14 protein-coding genes are annotated in these 15,796 nt (G+C 60.4%); 7 read left to right on the top strand and 7 right to left on the bottom strand.

Annotated elements, in window-relative coordinates; genetic code table 11:
• Position 1 precedes the first annotated feature (1 nt).
• From ASD32_RS14715 to ASD32_RS14695, 5 genes are all read left to right on the top strand, one after another.
• Positions 2 to 1,651: a thiamine pyrophosphate-binding protein gene (locus ASD32_RS14715; RefSeq protein WP_060638786.1), complete on the top strand. Its 1,650-nt coding sequence runs from the start codon at positions 2 to 4 to the stop codon at positions 1,649 to 1,651.
• Between the two features lie 227 nt (positions 1,652 to 1,878).
• A complete protein-coding gene (ugpB, locus tag ASD32_RS14710; RefSeq protein WP_060638785.1) occupies positions 1,879 to 3,183 on the top strand; it encodes a sn-glycerol-3-phosphate ABC transporter substrate-binding protein UgpB in 1,305 nt (434 codons plus the stop codon).
• Between the two features lie 85 nt (positions 3,184 to 3,268).
• Positions 3,269 to 4,150 (top strand): sn-glycerol-3-phosphate ABC transporter permease UgpA, encoded by an 882-nt coding sequence (ugpA, locus tag ASD32_RS14705; protein ID WP_060638784.1) that lies wholly within the window; start codon positions 3,269 to 3,271, stop codon positions 4,148 to 4,150.
• A gap of 9 nt (positions 4,151 to 4,159) precedes the next feature.
• A complete protein-coding gene (ugpE, locus tag ASD32_RS14700) occupies positions 4,160 to 5,008 on the top strand; it encodes a sn-glycerol-3-phosphate ABC transporter permease UgpE (RefSeq protein ID WP_060638783.1) in 849 nt (282 codons plus the stop codon).
• Complete coding sequence (locus tag ASD32_RS14695) at positions 5,008 to 6,054, top strand: sn-glycerol-3-phosphate import ATP-binding protein UgpC (RefSeq protein WP_060638782.1); 1,047 nt, start codon at positions 5,008 to 5,010, stop codon at positions 6,052 to 6,054. The genes ugpE and ASD32_RS14695 overlap by 1 nt, the downstream gene beginning before the upstream one ends.
• Before the next feature lie 54 nt (positions 6,055 to 6,108).
• Here the strand turns inward: ASD32_RS14695 and ASD32_RS14690 are convergent, their stop codons facing one another.
• The gene (locus ASD32_RS14690; protein WP_060638781.1) at positions 6,109 to 6,447 is read right to left on the bottom strand and encodes a TIGR01244 family sulfur transferase; all 339 of its coding nucleotides are present in this window, start codon (positions 6,445 to 6,447) and stop codon (positions 6,109 to 6,111) included.
• Positions 6,448 to 6,520: 73 nt separating this feature from the next.
• Complete coding sequence (locus tag ASD32_RS14685; RefSeq protein WP_156383186.1) at positions 6,521 to 7,369, bottom strand: DUF4432 family protein; 849 nt, start codon at positions 7,367 to 7,369, stop codon at positions 6,521 to 6,523.
• Positions 7,370 to 7,578: 209 nt separating this feature from the next.
• Between ASD32_RS14685 and ASD32_RS14680 the strand changes: the two genes are divergently transcribed.
• Positions 7,579 to 8,955: a L,D-transpeptidase gene (locus ASD32_RS14680; RefSeq protein WP_060638780.1), complete on the top strand. Its 1,377-nt coding sequence runs from the start codon at positions 7,579 to 7,581 to the stop codon at positions 8,953 to 8,955.
• 390 nt (positions 8,956 to 9,345) lie between these two features.
• Entirely contained in the window at positions 9,346 to 10,635 is a 1,290-nt protein-coding gene (locus ASD32_RS14675; RefSeq protein WP_060638779.1) for an FAD-binding oxidoreductase, read from the top strand.
• A gap of 265 nt (positions 10,636 to 10,900) precedes the next feature.
• Here ASD32_RS14675 and ASD32_RS14670 read toward each other — a convergent pair whose 3' ends face one another.
• The 5 genes from ASD32_RS14670 to ASD32_RS14650 all read right to left on the bottom strand — a co-directional run bounded on the left by ASD32_RS14670 (position 10,901) and on the right by ASD32_RS14650 (position 15,775).
• Positions 10,901 to 12,046, bottom strand: coding sequence for an iron-containing alcohol dehydrogenase (locus ASD32_RS14670; RefSeq protein WP_060638778.1), 1,146 nt, complete (start codon positions 12,044 to 12,046; stop codon positions 10,901 to 10,903).
• Positions 12,047 to 12,050: 4 nt separating this feature from the next.
• Positions 12,051 to 13,430 carry an aldehyde dehydrogenase family protein gene (locus ASD32_RS14665; RefSeq protein WP_060638777.1) on the bottom strand — a complete coding sequence of 460 codons (1,380 nt, stop codon included), beginning with the start codon at positions 13,428 to 13,430 and terminating at the stop codon, positions 12,051 to 12,053.
• 20 nt (positions 13,431 to 13,450) lie between these two features.
• The gene (locus ASD32_RS14660; RefSeq protein ID WP_060638776.1) at positions 13,451 to 13,873 is read right to left on the bottom strand and encodes a type II toxin-antitoxin system VapC family toxin; all 423 of its coding nucleotides are present in this window, start codon (positions 13,871 to 13,873) and stop codon (positions 13,451 to 13,453) included.
• Positions 13,860 to 14,327, bottom strand: a complete 468-nt coding sequence (locus tag ASD32_RS14655; RefSeq protein WP_060638775.1) for a helix-turn-helix transcriptional regulator — start codon at positions 14,325 to 14,327, stop codon at positions 13,860 to 13,862. Before ASD32_RS14655 ends, ASD32_RS14660 begins: the two co-directional genes overlap by 14 nt.
• 77 nt (positions 14,328 to 14,404) lie before the next feature.
• On the bottom strand, positions 14,405 to 15,775 hold the full coding sequence (locus ASD32_RS14650) for a glutamine synthetase family protein (RefSeq protein WP_060638774.1): 1,371 nt from the start codon (positions 15,773 to 15,775) through the stop codon (positions 14,405 to 14,407).
• Positions 15,776 to 15,796 lie beyond the last annotated feature (21 nt).

Raw genomic sequence — 15,796 nt, 5'->3', positions numbered from 1 at the left:
CATGAAAACAGGCGGAGAATTGATCGTTGAGGCGCTGAAGGCAAACGGCGTCAGGCGGGTGTCCTGCGTGCCGGGAGAAAGCTATCTCGCCGTGCTCGACGCGCTCTACGATACCGATATCGATGTCGTGGTCTGCCGCCAGGAAGGCGGCGCCGCGATGATGGCCGATGCCTGGGGCCGGCTCACCGGCGAACCCGGCATCTGCATGGTGACGCGCGGTCCGGGCGCGATGAACGCATCCGCCGGCCTGCATATCGCCCGCCAGGATTCGATCCCGATGATCCTGTTCATCGGCCAGGTGCAGCGCGATGCGCGTGAGCGCGAAGCCTTCCAGGAAATTGAATATCGCCGCGCCTTCACCGAGATTGCCAAATGGGTGGGCGAGATCGACGATCCCGCCCGCATCCCGGAATTCGTCACCCGCGCCTTTGCGGTCGCGACATCGGGCCGCCCCGGCCCGGTGGTTCTAACCCTGCCGGAAGACATGCTGACGCAAAAGACAGAGGCGGTTCCGGCAAGACCCTATCAGCCGGTGGAAAGCCATCCGGGTCCCGGTCAGTTGAAACAGCTGGAAGCCCTGCTTGCCAAGGCGGAGCGGCCGATCGCCATTCTCGGCGGCACACGCTGGAGCCAAGAGGCCGTCGCGCAGTTCCAGGCTTTCGCCGAACGCTTCGACCTGCCCACCGGCTGCTCCTTCCGCCGCCAGATGCTGTTTGACCATCTTCATCCCAATTATGCCGGTGATGTCGGCATCGGCATCAACCCGGCGCTTGCCAGGGAGATCCGCGAGGCAGACCTGGTGCTGTTGATCGGCGGCCGCTTCTCCGAAATGCCGTCCTCGGGCTATACCCTGCTGAACGTGCCCTACCCGCAGCAGACGCTGGTGCATGTCTATCCCGATCCCGGCGAACTCGGCCGCGTCTACCGCCCGGATCTTGCCATCGCCGCCTCGCCTGCCGATTTTGCCAATGCCCTGGCAGAGCTGAAGCCAGCCCAACCGCGCCATCGGTCCGGGCGGACGGCACGCATGCATGAGGCCTATCTCACCTGGTCGACGCCCCCCGAAACCGGGCCGGGCGATGTGCAGATGGGGCCGGTCATGCGCCATATCGAAGCCAATACGGCGCCCGATACCATTTTCACCAATGGCGCCGGCAACTATGCCACCTGGCTGCATCGCTTTCACCGGTTCCAGCGCTTCAACACGCAGGCAGCGCCGACATCCGGCTCCATGGGCTATGGCCTGCCGGCTGCCGTTGCGGCCAAACATCTTCATCCCGACCGCGAAGTGATCTGCTTTGCCGGCGATGGCTGCTTCATGATGCACGGCCAGGAATTTGCCACCGCCGTCCGCTATGATCTGCCGATCATCACGCTGGTGATCAACAACGGTATCTACGGGACGATCCGCATGCACCAGGAGCGGGAATATCCCGGCCGGGTCAGCGGCACGGACCTGACCAATCCGGATTTTGCAGCCTTTGCCCGTGCCTATGGCGGCCATGGCGAATGCGTCGAAAAGACCGAGGATTTTGCCGCAGCCTTCGAGCGCGCCCGGCAAAGCGGCAAGCCGTCGATCATCGAGATCAGGCTCGATCCGGAGGCGATTACGCCAATGCGAACGTTGAGCCAAATCAGAAATGCTAATTAAGCAATACTAACCAGACGGTTGCGCCGGAGCAAAGCTGTCATCTTTGGGTGGACAAACCGCTTCCGCCTTCTATGTCTATGTGACAACACTGTGACATCCACAGTCGCCGGCATGGTTTTCCGTGCGGGTGTGGATATACCGGCTTGCGGTAGCGATCGGGGAGGATCGCTACCGGAATGGTTTGAAAGACCATCTGTTCCGTTTGTCACCACCAGGGAGGAATAACCATGACACGCTCATTTTCCACATCGACCGCACTCGTTGCGCTGACGCTGGCGCTGCCCGTCAGTGCGCATGCGGCAACGGATCTGCAATGGTGGCATGCCATGACAGGCGCCAATAACGAGGTCGTCAACCAGCTGGCCAAGGAATTCAACGAGAGCCAGAAAGAGTACACGATAACACCGGTCTTCAAGGGCACCTATCCCGAGACCCTGAACGCCGGTATCGCCGCCTTCCGTTCGCAGCAGCCCCCCGCCATCATTCAGGTTTTTGATGCCGGCAGCGGCGTGATGATGGGCGCGGAGGGCGCTATCGTTCCGGCAGCCGATGTCCTGCAGAAGGGCGGCTACACATTCGACAAGTCGCAATATCTCGCAGGCATCGCAGCCTATTATTCGAAGCCGGATGGCACGATGCTGTCCTTCCCCTATAATTCATCCTCGCCGATCCTCTATTACAACAAGGATATTTTCGAAAAAGCCGGTCTCGACACCGAAAATCCGCCGAAGACCTGGCCGGAAGTGTTCGACGCTGCCAAGAAGATCAAGACGAGTGGCGCGGCGTCCTGCGGCTTTACCTCGACATGGCTCACCTGGATCCAGACCGAAAATCTCGCCGCCTGGAACAATGTCGCCTATGGCACCCTGGAAAACGGCCTCGGCGGCAATGATGTCAAGCTCGAGTTCAATTCTCCCCTTTTCGTCCAGCATTTCCAGTCGATCGCCGATCTCGCCAAGGACGGCACCTTCCGCTATGGCGGCCGCACCTCCGAGGCCAAGCAGCTGTTCATGTCCGGCGAATGCGCGATCCTGACTGAATCCTCCGGCGGCCTTGGCGACATCATCAAGTCGGGCGTGAAATACGGCATCGGCCAGCTCCCTTATTATGAGGGACATGGGCCGCAAAACACCATTCCGGGCGGCGCAAGCCTCTGGGTGTTCGGCGGAAAGAGCGACGAGGAATACAAGGGCGTCGCCCAGTTCTTCAATTTCCTGTCACAGACCGAAATCCAGGCCCGCCTGCATCAGGTGTCCGGCTATATGCCGGTGACCAACGCGGCCTACGAGGAAACCAAGAAATCCGGTTTCTATGACAAGAATCCCGGCCGCGAAACGCCAATCCTGCAGATGATGGGCAAGGCGCCGACCGAAAATTCCAAGGGTGTGCGCCTCGTCAACCTGCCGCAGGTTCGCGACATCATGAACGAGGAGTTCGAGGCCATGCTGGCGGGCCAGCAGGATGCCAAGACCGCCCTCGACAAGGCCGTCGAACGCGGCAATGCAGCGATCACCGAGGCTGTCGGCAACTAACCCGTAAGGCCAGACGCCGCCCGCACGATCTTGCGGGCGGCGTGATCGCCCTGTTGCCGCCTGTTTCCATGCCCGAGGAGAACCCGTGCACAACGTTGCGTTTCCCAACAAGATCCTGCCTTATCTGCTGGTCGCGCCGCAGATCATCCTGACGATCATTTTCTTTTTCTGGCCAGCCAGCCAGGCGCTCTATCAATCCATGGTCAGGCAGGACCCGTTCGGCCTGAAAAGTGGTTTCGTCGGCCTTGCCAATTTCAAGGCGGTCCTGTCCGATCCCAATTATATTCACGCCCTGCAGGTCACGGTCGTCTTCAGTCTTTTGACCGCCATCGTCTCCATGGGCGTCGCTCTGCTTTTGGCGACGGCCGCAGACAAGGTGGTGCGCGGTCAGTCCTTCTATCGCACCTTGATGATCTGGCCCTACGCCGTCGCACCGGCGGTGGCCGGCATGCTGTGGCTGTTCATGTTCAACCCGGCAATGGGCACGCTGGCCTACCTTCTGCGCCGCAACGGTTTTGCTTGGGATCCGCTGTTGAACGGCAATCAGGCGATGGCGCTGGTGGTGGTCGCCGCCGCCTGGAAGCAGATCAGCTACAACTTCCTGTTCTTCGTGGCGGGCCTGCAGGCCATTCCGAAATCGCTGATCGAGGCTGCCGCCATCGACGGCGCGCGCGGCAGCAGGCGCTTTTGGACGATCGTCTTTCCGCTTCTGGCGCCCACCACCTTCTTTCTCCTGGTCGTCAACACGGTCTATGCCTTCTTCGACACGTTCGGCATCATTCACTCGGTGACCGGCGGCGGCCCGGCCAAGGCGACGGAAACGCTGGTCTACAAGGTCTACAATGACGGCTTCGTCAATTTGAACCTCGGCTCGTCCGCTGCCCAATCCGTCATTTTGATGGTGATCGTCATCGGGCTCACCGCCTTCCAATTCCGCTTCGTCGAGAAACGGGTGCATTATGGCTGAGGGCTGGAAATGATTGAAAAACGTCCTGTCGCCAATCTGGTCGGCCACCTGATATTGATCCTCGGGATCATCATCGTCGCCTTCCCGATCTACTATACGTTCATCGCCTCGACGACGACATCGGAGGCAATCATCCGGCCGCCCATGTCGCTGCTGCCCGGCGGGCATATGGTGGAGAACTATACCGAAGCCATGTCCGGCGGTGTCGAGCGGGTCGTCGGCGTCAGCCTGGAACGATTGCTGTTCAACTCCTTCGTGGTGGCCATCGCCATTGCCGTCGGCAAGATCGTCATTTCGTTTCTGTCCGCTTTTGCCATCGTTTTCTTCCGCTTTCCCTTCCGTATGGCATTCTTCTGGATGATCTTTGTCACGCTGATGCTGCCGGTGGAGGTGCGCATCCTGCCGACTTACAAGGTTATCGTCGATCTCGGCATGATCGACACCTATGCCGGACTGACGCTGCCCCTGATGGCTTCCGCCACCGCGACATTCCTGTTTCGCCAGTTCTTCCTGACGATCCCCGGCGAACTGGTGGAGGCGGCCCGCATCGACAATGCCGGACCGTTCCGCTTCATGCGCGATATCCTGTTGCCGCTGTCGAGCACCAATATCGCCGCGCTCTTCGTCATTCTCTTCATCTATGGCTGGACACAATATCTCTGGCCATTGCTCGTCACCAACGATGCCAAGATGAACACGATCATCATCGGCCTGCGGCGCATGGTCGATTTCACCGACGCTTCGACACCCTGGAACTACGTCATGGTGACCGCGATCCTCGCCATCATACCGCCCATTCTCGTCGTGGTGCTGATGCAGCGCTGGTTCGTCAAAGGTCTCGTGGATACGGAGAAATAATGGCCAACATCATCCTAAACGACGTCCGCAAGAAATATGGCCCGGTCCATGCGATCCAGGGCGTTTCCCTCGATATTGCCGATGGCGAACTGGTCGTGCTGGTCGGCCCGTCCGGCTGCGGAAAATCCACGCTGTTGCGCATGATTGCCGGGCTTGAAAGCATTACCGGCGGCACGATCTCGATTGGCGGCCGCATTGTGAACGAACTTGAGCCGTCCGAGCGCGACATCGCCATGGTCTTCCAGAACTATGCGCTCTATCCGCATATGACGGTACGCCAAAATCTCGCCTACGGCCTGAAGAACCGCAACACGCCGCAGGACGAGATCGACCGGCGCATCGCCGGTGCCGCCAAGGCGCTGGAAATCGAACCCTTTCTCGATCGCAAGCCAAGGCAATTGTCGGGCGGCCAGCGGCAGCGCGTCGCCATGGGCCGCGCCATCGTGCGCGAACCGGCGGCCTTCCTCTTCGACGAGCCCCTCTCCAATCTCGATGCCAAGCTGCGTGTCCAGATGCGCGTCGAGATCAAGCGCCTGCAGCGCGCGCTCGCGACAACAAGCGTCTACGTGACACACGACCAGATGGAAGCGATGACGCTGGCCGACAGGCTTGTGGTCCTCAACGCCGGACGGATCGAGCAAGTCGGAACCCCGATCGAGCTTTACGAAAAACCGCAGACGACCTTTGTCGCAACCTTTATCGGCTCGCCCTCGATGAACCTCCTGCCAAAAACCACCTCGAAAGATTGGCGCCTCGGCAATGGCGCCGCTCTTCCGGCAGGCACCGCGACACTGGGTGTGCGCCCCGAAGACTTGCATCTGTCATCCGCGAACGAAACGGACAACGGCTTGACGATCGACGTGAAAGTGGCGGCGGTGGAACTGGTCGGCGCGGAAAGCTATGTCCACGGCGAATTGCCGGACCGCCAGCCGATCGTATTTCGCGTGCCCGGCCGCTCAAAGATCGTGCTGGATGATCTCGCCACCGTGCATGCGGCCTGGGACAGCCTTCACTTCTTCGATGAAAGCGGTCAGCGGCTGCGATGATCTTGTAATCATGGCCCGGCGCGCAATCGCTCACATGCGCGCCGGTGATAGGCTTCAGCCGCGAATGTGCTGGGTCTGCTGGTAGACATTGGTCGAGCGCGCGCCGGAACGGCAATAGCCGAGCATCGGACGCTCGAACGCATCGAGCGCATCGACCATCTCGCGCACGGCATCGGCGGTCACGCCCATCGGGCCGACCGGAATATGGGTAATATCGAGGCCCAGCTCCGTGGCGCGGGCGGCGATGGTTTCGAACTGCGGCTGGTCGGGCTGCTCGAAATCCGGGCGATGGCAAACGATGGACTTGAAACCCAGCGCCTTGATCGTATCGAGGTCCTCGACCGAAATCTGTCCGGTGACCGAATATTCATCGTTGATCTGGCGAATGTCCATGGCTGTGCCTTCCTCAAAATAATGCCCGGACTGATGTAAGACCGGCAGTGTCACGCGTCAATTGCAAAGCGGGTCAGCGGATCCGGAACGCCAGCGCATAATCCACCGTCCCGCCTGAGGCCAGCAGCGGCATTTCGCCGGCGGCGGCAAGCTCGGCCCGCTTGGCGAGCCGGTGCGACACCGGTTCGATGCCAATGACATCGGCGCCGCCGCTCTGGCACCGCCACATCTGCAGAAACGGCAATGTGTGCGTGGAAAACCGCACGGCAAGCGACCGGCCGCTGAACGCCTCGAACGGTCCCAGCACGACCTCGGCCCAGCCGTCTTTCGCACCGGCCGTTGCCGGCACGCACAACAGCCCGCGATCCCCTTCGCCGAATCGCCAGCCAAACCGTTCCTCTCCAAACATCGTCCCGCCGATCTGCGTGTCAGTCCCGGCAAGCCGGCCGCCAATATTCATGTGATACATCAGCATCGGCGAAAACGGGCGATCACCGATATTGGTGACCCGGTCGTTAAGCGTGACCTCGCGATTATCCGGACTGACAGCCCATTGCCTAGAGATGCGGGCCTGTCCTCCGTTGGCAAGCAGGACCTCGGTGTGCGCGTTGCAGCCCGGCGGCTCGCCCGGCTGCGACATCCAGGTTTCGCCAGCAGGCGTGCCGCAGAGCGATCCGTGCAATGGATATTTCTGTCCGTCCTCGCGGCCTTCGATCGGCTCGGGATGGCGGATGTGATCGGGACCACAGGTGAAGAAGAACCCCTGCAGCGCATGGTCAATGCGCCGGTCGCCATCGGATGGAATGGCCGTGCCCGGCGAAAGATCGACACCACCAACGACAAAGGCACTGATATCGAGAGCGGACTGGCGATCGAGAAGAATCTGGAAATCCGGTCCACCGGTAGAGATTCGCATCGGCATCGATTATTTTCCCCTCGCGTCCGTCCGGCTCTATCCGTTCACCCCGGAAAAACTAACGCAAGGAAACGGCATCATCACGCCTATAAATCGGCAACCCACCGAAATCGAAGGATTTTAGGGAACCGTTCATAATGAATTCAGTTTATTCATATTACCGTCCCAATTGATTTGTACGCCCCGAGTTCAACTGCCAGATAACAGGTTTCACCGTGACGTTCGTTTCCAGAACCCGCCTTGCCCTTATTTCCGCCGTCAGCGTGCTCGCGTTTGCCACTGCCGCCGAGGCGCAGGACAGCTTTGGCCGTCTGCCGCCCAATTCGGTTCTGGTGACGCCACAGGGCGAAATTCTCGATTACATCCCCGAAAACGGCGACGTGCAGATGATGCGCGACCGCCGCGGCCGTACCGTTCTGGTTGACAGCTGGGGCAATGTCGTCGCGACCGTGATGGGATCGGGCCGCGAGCGCAACGACACGCGCCGCCGCGAACGCAACCACGACGTCTATACCAATCCTGACTACGGCTATTCCGATCCGGCCTTCACCGACCAGGGCTATACGCGCCAGGGCGAAATCACCGGTTCGGTTCCAGACTACCGCGATGTCTCGCCCGGCAATGTTGATCGCCAGGAATTGCCCACAAGCCTGCCGATGCAGGACGAAAACGATATGGCGGCCCTGCCGCCGGAGGACAACGCTCCCAGCCGCCAGACCCTGCCCTCGGCTGCCCGGATCACCAAGAAGTCGAGCGCCGAGATCACCGCGCTGCAGGTGTTCCTCGATCGCGAGGGCTTCTCCCCCGGCGTGATCGACGGCAAGACCGGTTCCAATGTCACTAAGGCGATCGAAGCCTGGCAGCAGGCAACCGGCGAAACGCTGGACCCGAACAATACCGACGATATCCTGGAGCGCCTGCGCTTCACCGGCGGCCTGCCGATCACCACCTACACGATCACGGCGGCCGACGCCGCCGGTCCCTATGTTGCTTCCATCCCGGAAGACTACGCCCATAAAGCGGTCCTGCCGCACCTGTCCTTCACCTCGACGGTCGAAATGCTGGGCGAGAAATTCCACATGGACGAGGCTTACCTGCGCGAATTGAACCCCGGCATCGACTTCACCATTCCCGGCACCATCATCAAGGTGATCAATCCGGGCGAGCCGAAATCGGGCAAGGTGACGCGCATCGTCGCCGACAAATACCGCAAGCAGGTCTTTGCCTATGACGAGGCCGGCACCCTGATTGCCGCCTATCCGGCCACGATCGGCTCATCCGACACGCCCTCGCCCTCCGGAACCGTTCAGGTCGATCGCATCGCGCTGAACCCCGGCTATACCTACAATCCGAAGATCAACTTCAAGCAGGGTGAAAACGACAAGGTGCTGACGCTTCAGCCCGGTCCGAACGGTCCGGTCGGGACCGTCTGGATCGCTCTGTCGAAGCCGACCTATGGCATTCACGGCACCCCGGAACCATCCAAGATTGGGAAGACCCAAAGCCATGGCTGCGTGCGCCTGACCAACTGGGACGCCACCGAGCTTGCCAAGATGGTCAGCGTTGGCACGACTGTGGAATTCCTCGATTAAAGGCGTGTATTTGCCAGAACCTCCCCTATTTGGGGGGTGACGGCTCGCCAACATGGGTCAAGATGGTTGCGTCAAGGATTTGATCAAATGCAGCCTTGACGCGCATGACCCGTCACCGTGCCGGCTTGCCGGTACGCATACGCGATATGATAGGGCACAGTTTCGCGCAGGCGGAGATCGGGGGTCGTGGCGTTTAGCTTGGTAACGCCGCGACCTCACCCGAACGCGTCCACGAATGTCTTCAGGCCCGATATACCCCAAGCTTGATATTCCAAGACTGATGTCAAAGCCGTCATAACCTCATCTGATATTGTCATTAAAACAGATTGCAGCGATGCTTTATCTGTCGGAAAACCGAACCATCACTTCCGACAGACAAGGAATGCCGTAATGGCCGCCGAACGTACTCTTCCCAACCTCTGGCATGCCACGGCACCCGCAGCTCCCAAAACCGGGCCGCTCACAAACGATATCACCGTTGATGTCGCTGTCATCGGCGGCGGCTTCACCGGTCTTTCAGCCGCCCTGCATCTTGCCGAAAAAGGCGTCAGCGTCGCCATCGCCGAGGCGAAGATGATCGGCTTCGGCGGCTCCGGCCGCAATGTCGGCCTCGTCAATGCCGGCATGTGGACAAAGCCCGAAGACCTCATCGCAACGCTCGGCATCGAGACCGGGACACGGTTGCTGACCGAACTGGGCGATGGTCCGTCGCTGGTTTATGAGCTGGTCGAAAAACATGCGATCGCTTGTGAGGCGGTGCGCAACGGCACGCTGCATCTGGCCGTCGGCCCCGAGGGCCTGAAGGATATTCAGGACCGTGAACGCCAGTGGCAGACCTTTGGTGCACCCGTCGAGGTGGTCAATGCCGATCGTGCCACGGTGCTGACTGGCGCGGAAGGCTTTGCCGGCGCTCTGCTCGACCGGCGCGCGGGGACGATCCAGCCATTGGCCTATGCCCGCGGCCTTGCGAGCGCTGCCCTTGCTGCCGGCGCGCAGATCTACACCGAAACGCCGCTGCGCTCCGCCGAACGCGTGGGCGATCTGTGGAAGCTGACAACCGGAAACGGCACCATCACCGCCAAATCGGTCATCGTCGCGACCAACGCCTATGGCGACATGCTGAGCCAGACGCCGTGGACGTCCTATACGCAGGAACTGACGATCCTGCCCTATTTCCAGTTCGCCACGAACCCGCTCTCCGACAATATCGCCCGCACCATCCTGCCGGAACGCCAGGGCTGCTGGGACACGGGGCTGGTCATGACCTCGTTCAGGATGGATCAGCAAAACCGCCTGATCTTCGGCAGCGTCGGCCGCCTGGATGCGCTCGCAGAAGGCACGCACCGCGCCTTTGCCGCACGCTCGCTGCGCAAGCTGTTTCCCGCACTTGGCGATTTTCGCTTCGAATACTGGTGGGACGGCCGCATCGGCATGACCACCAACAACCTGCCGCAGATGCACGCGATGGCCGAAAATGTCGTCTCGGTCAGCGGCTATAACGGCCGCGGCATTGCCCCCGGCACGGTCTTCGGCCGCGCGCTCGCAAACCACGTCATGGGTCACCCAAACGCGCTTCCGCTCGCCGAAAGCCCCATCACCCCAGACCCCCTGCGCAGCCTCAAATCGGCCTTCTATCACGCCGGCGCGCAAGCCAAGCATTTCATCGATCGCCGGTTTTGATCTGGGATAATGAAAAGCCCGGAAAACCATAGTTTTCCGGACTCAGGCTGCGGATACCCGTGAACAAGATTGTTTGGCGAGGGCGATACCCCATTCTCCGTCATCCTCGCCCCNNNACGTCCGTCGGGTCAAAAGACTCTTTCAGCTCAAGGACTTGAGCTGGCTGGATTCCTGTGACGGGCACAGGAATGACGGAGAGTTTGGCAATCGCATAATGTCAAATCACCGGCGCAATGCCGGATATCAACACAGCCGAAGCTGAACCTCAGATGCTGTCGCGGAACAGCTGCTTGGCGGCATCGAGCGTCAGCTCCACCGGATTGCCACCGGCGGTCGGATCGACGATCGCCATTGCGGCCATTTCGTCGATCCGGTCCGTGCCGACGCCCAGCGCCGAAAGTTTGTCGGGAACGCCGAGTTCTTCGCGAAGCTGCAGCACATAGTCGTAGAAACCGTCAAAGCCGCCGGAAATGCCGAGATAGGCGGCGGCCAGGCCGATCTTTTGCTCGATCGCCGGCCGGTTGAAGCGCAGCACCGGCGGCATGACGACGGCATTGGTCATGCCGTGATGGGTGTTGTAGATGGCGCCGACCGGATGCGACAGCGAGTGGATGGCGCCGAGCCCCTTCTGGAAGGCGACCGCGCCCATGGCCGCAGCCGACATCATGTTTGCCCGCGCTTCGATATCCGCGCCGTCCTTGTAGGCGCGCGGCAGGTAGTCCTTGACGAGACGCAAGCCTTCGAGCGCGATACCGGCCGACATCGGATGGTAGAACGGCGAGGAATAGGCTTCCAGGCAATGGGCAAAGGCATCCATGCCGGTTCCGGCCGTGATGATCTTCGGCATGCCAACCGTCAGCTCCGGATCGCAGATGGTCACCGCAGGCAGGAATTTCGGATGGAAGATCACCTTCTTGGTATGGGTCTGCGAATTGGTGATGACTGAGGCGCGGCCGACTTCCGAACCGGTGCCGGCGGTCGTCGGAACCGCTATGATCGGCGCAATGCCCTCGACGCTGGCGCGGGTCCACCAGTCACCGACATCCTCGAAATCCCAGACCGGGCGGCTTTGCCCGGCCATGAAGGCGACGCACTTGCCCAGATCAAGGCCCGAGCCGCCGCCAAAAGCGATGACGCCATCATGGCCGCCTGCCTTGAAAGCCTTGACGCCGGCATTGAGATTGACGTCGGTCGGATTGCTGTCGACATCGGCAAACAGCGCGCGGCCAAGACCGGCCGCCTCCAGAATATCGAGCGCATTCTGCGTGATCGGCATCGGCGCCAGGCCACGGTCGGTGATCAAAAGCGGCTTCTTGATGCCGAGCGCCTTGCAATGATCGGCAAGCTCCTTGATCCGGCCTGCGCCGAACTTGATGGATGTCGGGTAGCTCCAGTTGGCAGTGATGGTCATCGTATCAGGCTTTCTTCAGATGGTAGGATTTCGGGCGGGTCAGGTTCTGGAAACCGATGACCGAGAGCGATCCGCCACGGCCGGTTTCCTTGACGCCGGTCCAGCACAAAGCCGGATCGAGATAGTCGGCGCGGTTCATGAACACGGTGCCGGTTTCGAGATCGTTGCCGATACGGGCGGCGCGCTCGGCGTCCCTGGTCCAGAGCGATGTGGTGAGGCCGTATTTGCAATCATTCATCAAGGCCAGCGCTTCCGCATCGTTCTTCACCTTCATGATGCCGACGACCGGGCCAAAGCTCTCTTCCGTCATCACCTTCATCGAGTGATCGACATCGACCAGAACCTGCGGCGCAAGATAGGCGCCGCCGTCATCCTGCGGAAACAGCTTCGGATCGACCAGCGCCTTGGCGCCCTTGGCGACCGCTTCAGCGGTTTGTGCCCGCACTTCGGCGGCAAACCGCTTGTGCGCCATCGGCCCCAGCGAGGTTTCCTGTTCCAGCGGATTGCCGAGCTTGTAGGCCGAGGCGAACGCGACCGCTTTCTCGACGAAATCGTCATAGAGGTTTTCGTTGACATAGATGCGCTCGATGCCGCAGCAGCACTGCCCGGAGTTGAACATCGCGCCGTCCATCAGCGTCTCGACGGCCGCATCCAGATCGGCATCTTCCATGACGTAGCCCGGATCCTTGCCCCCGAGTTCGAGGCCAAGACCGGTGAAGGTCCCGGCCGCCGCCCGCTCGATCGACCGGCCACCTTCGACCGAACCGGTGAAATTGACGAAATCGAAGCTCTTGGCCGCGATCAGTTGCGATGTCGTCGCGTGGTCGAGGAAGATGTTCTGGAACACGTCTTCGGGAATGCCGGCCTCGACAAACGCACGCACCATGCGCTCGCCGACCAGGATGGTCTGGCTGGCATGCTTGATGATCACGGTATTCCCCGCCATCAACGCCGGAGCGACCGTGTTGATCGCGGTCATGTAGGGATAGTTCCAGGGCGCGATGACGAAGACGACGCCATGGGCGACGCGCTCGATCCGGCGCTCGAAACTGGCGCTGTCCTCGACAATGATCGGCGCCAGCGCGTCGGCCGCAATCGCCGCCACATAGTTGGAGCGCTCGTTGAAGCCACGGAACTCGCCGCCATAGCGGATCGGACGTCCCATCTGCCAGGCAAGCTCCGGCACGACCTCGTCCACCATTTCATTGAGGCGCGCAACACCCGCAAGCACCAGCTTGACGCGGTCCTCGATGGGCCGCTTGGCCCAGCTCTTCTGCGCCGCACGCGCACGCGCAACCGCCGCCGAAGCAACAGCGGCATCCACCGCCGGGCGCTCGGCATAAACCTCCCCATTCACCGGGGAAATGCATTGGATCATGGTCATTCGTTTTTCACTCCAAAAGCCTAACAGGCAAGTGTCTTGACGTGACCGGCGGCGCCATAGGCGAGGATCGCACGATCGCGGGTTATAATGGTCAGGTCGTACTCGCGGGCCGTCGCGATCAGAATGCGATCCGTCGGATCGTTGTGAACTGGCTTGGGCAGAAACGACGACGCCACCAGCAATTGCGGCGTTACGTCCAATACGGCCACGTCAGCATCGTTCACAAAATCCGCAAACCAGCTCAGCGCATTCTTTTTCGTCGGCAAACGCCCTTTCGAAATCAGCATCCCAATCTCCCATGCCGACATCGCTGAAACATTCAGCTGCCTTTGCACAGAAGATTTGTTGTTCAATACGAGGGACGCTTCGTTGCTCATGGGAGAAAACTGGGTCGCCCAAATCATGGCACAGGTGTCCAACAGATAAGCGTCAGTCGTCCTCATACACATTTCCCCAGTCCGGATCAGCGGGAGCCGTCAAATCCAGATCGTCAGGAATCGTCATCGTTCCCTTCATGCATCCAAAAATCGGATGAAGTTCCACAAGCGTTCCATCCGGTCTTTCCATCCAGCGCTTGCCGTCCTTGTAGACGACATCCGCTTCGGTAAACATCTTCACCGGCGGCTCCTGCCGGGTATGCATCACCGCCGAATATGGCTCCTGTTTCGATTCGGAAAATCCCGAAACTTCGCCCCGCCGATGGGCCGCGACCTCTTCAAGCCCAACGCCGAAAAAATCGGCGATACGGTCCTGCTCTTGCGCACTCATTCTGCGTTCGCCTTTCAGCATGCGGGAAACTGCGCTCGCATCGATCTCCATAAAGCGCGCAAGGGCTCGTACCGACTGGTTGCGCGCCTCAAGTTGCCGATAGAACCAAGCGGTATCGATCGTCGCCATGCCTTGACCTCCGAACAATTAGATCTTCCGCACACTATAAAGAGGTCACCACATATTCGCAACATGTTGCGATAATCTCACGCCCGCTCGAACCCCCTCGCAACTTCCCAGTCCGTCACGCGGCGGTCGTACTCTTCCTGCTCCCATTCGGCAGCCCGCGTATAGTGCGCGATGACATCCTCGCCGAAGGCGTCGATGAGCATCGTCGAGTTGCGCATGACAGCCGTGGCGTCGCGCAACGTTGCGGGGATTTCGCGAATATCCTTGCCGCCATAGGCATCGCCGACGAAGGCCGGTTCCAGTTCCATCTTGCCCTCGATCCCGGCAATACCGGCCGCAATCAGTGCCGCCATGGCGAGATACGGATTGATATCGGAGCCACCGACGCGGCATTCGATGCGGATCGCCTTGGTGCCTTCGCCGCAAAGGCGGTATCCGGCCGTGCGGTTATCCTTTGACCAGACGGCCTTGGTGGGTGCGAACGTGCCGGCCATGAAGCGCTTGTAGGAATTGATGTAGGGCGCGAGGAAATAGGTGATTTCGCTGGCATGCGTCAAAAGCCCGGCGACGTAGTGGCGCATCGTCTCCGACATGCCGTGTTGTGCTTGCTTGTCGAAGAATTGCGGCACCTTGCCATCCGTGCTCCAGAGCGACTGATGGATATGCGAGGAGGAACCGGCGGCATTGTAGTTCCACTTGGCCAGGAAGGTGATCGCCTTGCCCTTGCTCCAGGCGATTTCCTTGCAGCCGTTCTTGATGATCACATGCCTATCGGCCATGGTCAGCGCATCGGCATAGCGGACGTTGATTTCCTCCTGGCCGGCGGAGGCCTCGCCCTTGGAGTTTTCAACCGGAATGCCCGCCCCTTGCAGGCCGTTGCGGATCGCCCGCATCACGTCTTCTTCCTTGGTCGTCTGGAAGATGTGGTAGTCTTCGTTATAGCCGCTGGCGAGCTTGAGGTTGCGATAGCCGCTTTCGCGGGCAGTGTCATAGCTCTGGTCGAACAGGAAGAATTCGAGTTCGGTCGCCATATAGGCCTTGAGGCCCATGGCCTCCAGCCGGGCGATCTGGCGCTTCAGGATGGCGCGCGGCGAATGCGGCACTTCCTTGTGAGTGTGATGGTCGAGCATGTCGCAGAGAACCAGCGCCGTGCCTTCGAGCCATGGAATGCGGCGAAGCGTCGTCAGATCCGGCTTCATCGTATAGTCGCCGTAACCGCTCTCCCAGCTTGTCGATTTGTAGCCGTTGACCGTTTCCATCTCCAGGTCGGTCGCGAGAAGATAGTTGCAGCTATGGGTCTCCTCCCAGGCGCTATCGACGAAGAACTGCGCGTGAAAACGCTTTCCCATCAGGCGTCCCTGCATATCGACCTGGCAGGCCAGAACCGTATCGATACGGCCCTCGGCCACATCCTTCTTCAACTCTTCAAACGAATAGCTCGCGCTCATTGCAAAAATCCCGTGCTTGAT

The sequence above is a fragment of the Rhizobium sp. Root483D2 genome (assembly GCF_001426685.1).
In the GTDB taxonomy this organism is placed as follows: domain Bacteria; phylum Pseudomonadota; class Alphaproteobacteria; order Rhizobiales; family Rhizobiaceae; genus Pararhizobium; species Pararhizobium qamdonense.
Note: the sequence above shows the minus strand (reverse complement) of the source record. Positions and strands in the feature narration are given on the sequence as shown.

Bases quoted from the DNA above. Each gene is read 5' to 3' on its own strand.
- ASD32_RS14655 (WP_060638775.1), bottom strand. From the start codon at position 14,327: ATGGCGACGATCGATACCGCTTGGTTCTATCGGCAACTTGAGGCGCGC.
- ASD32_RS14650 (WP_060638774.1), bottom strand. From the start codon at position 15,775: ATGAGCGCGAGCTATTCGTTTGAAGAGTTGAAGAAGGATGTGGCCGAG.
- ASD32_RS14675 (WP_060638779.1), top strand. From the start codon at position 9,346: ATGGCCGCCGAACGTACTCTTCCCAACCTCTGGCATGCCACGGCACCC.
- ASD32_RS14695 (WP_060638782.1), top strand. From the start codon at position 5,008: ATGGCCAACATCATCCTAAACGACGTCCGCAAGAAATATGGCCCGGTC.
- ugpE (WP_060638783.1), top strand. From the start codon at position 4,160: ATGATTGAAAAACGTCCTGTCGCCAATCTGGTCGGCCACCTGATATTG.
- ASD32_RS14690 (WP_060638781.1), bottom strand. From the start codon at position 6,447: ATGGACATTCGCCAGATCAACGATGAATATTCGGTCACCGGACAGATT.
- ASD32_RS14685 (WP_156383186.1), bottom strand. From the start codon at position 7,369: ATGCCGATGCGAATCTCTACCGGTGGACCGGATTTCCAGATTCTTCTC.
- ASD32_RS14670 (WP_060638778.1), bottom strand. From the start codon at position 12,046: ATGACCATCACTGCCAACTGGAGCTACCCGACATCCATCAAGTTCGGC.
- ASD32_RS14715 (WP_060638786.1), top strand. From the start codon at position 2: ATGAAAACAGGCGGAGAATTGATCGTTGAGGCGCTGAAGGCAAACGGC.
- ASD32_RS14660 (WP_060638776.1), bottom strand. From the start codon at position 13,873: ATGAGGACGACTGACGCTTATCTGTTGGACACCTGTGCCATGATTTGG.
- ugpB (WP_060638785.1), top strand. From the start codon at position 1,879: ATGACACGCTCATTTTCCACATCGACCGCACTCGTTGCGCTGACGCTG.
- ASD32_RS14665 (WP_060638777.1), bottom strand. From the start codon at position 13,430: ATGACCATGATCCAATGCATTTCCCCGGTGAATGGGGAGGTTTATGCC.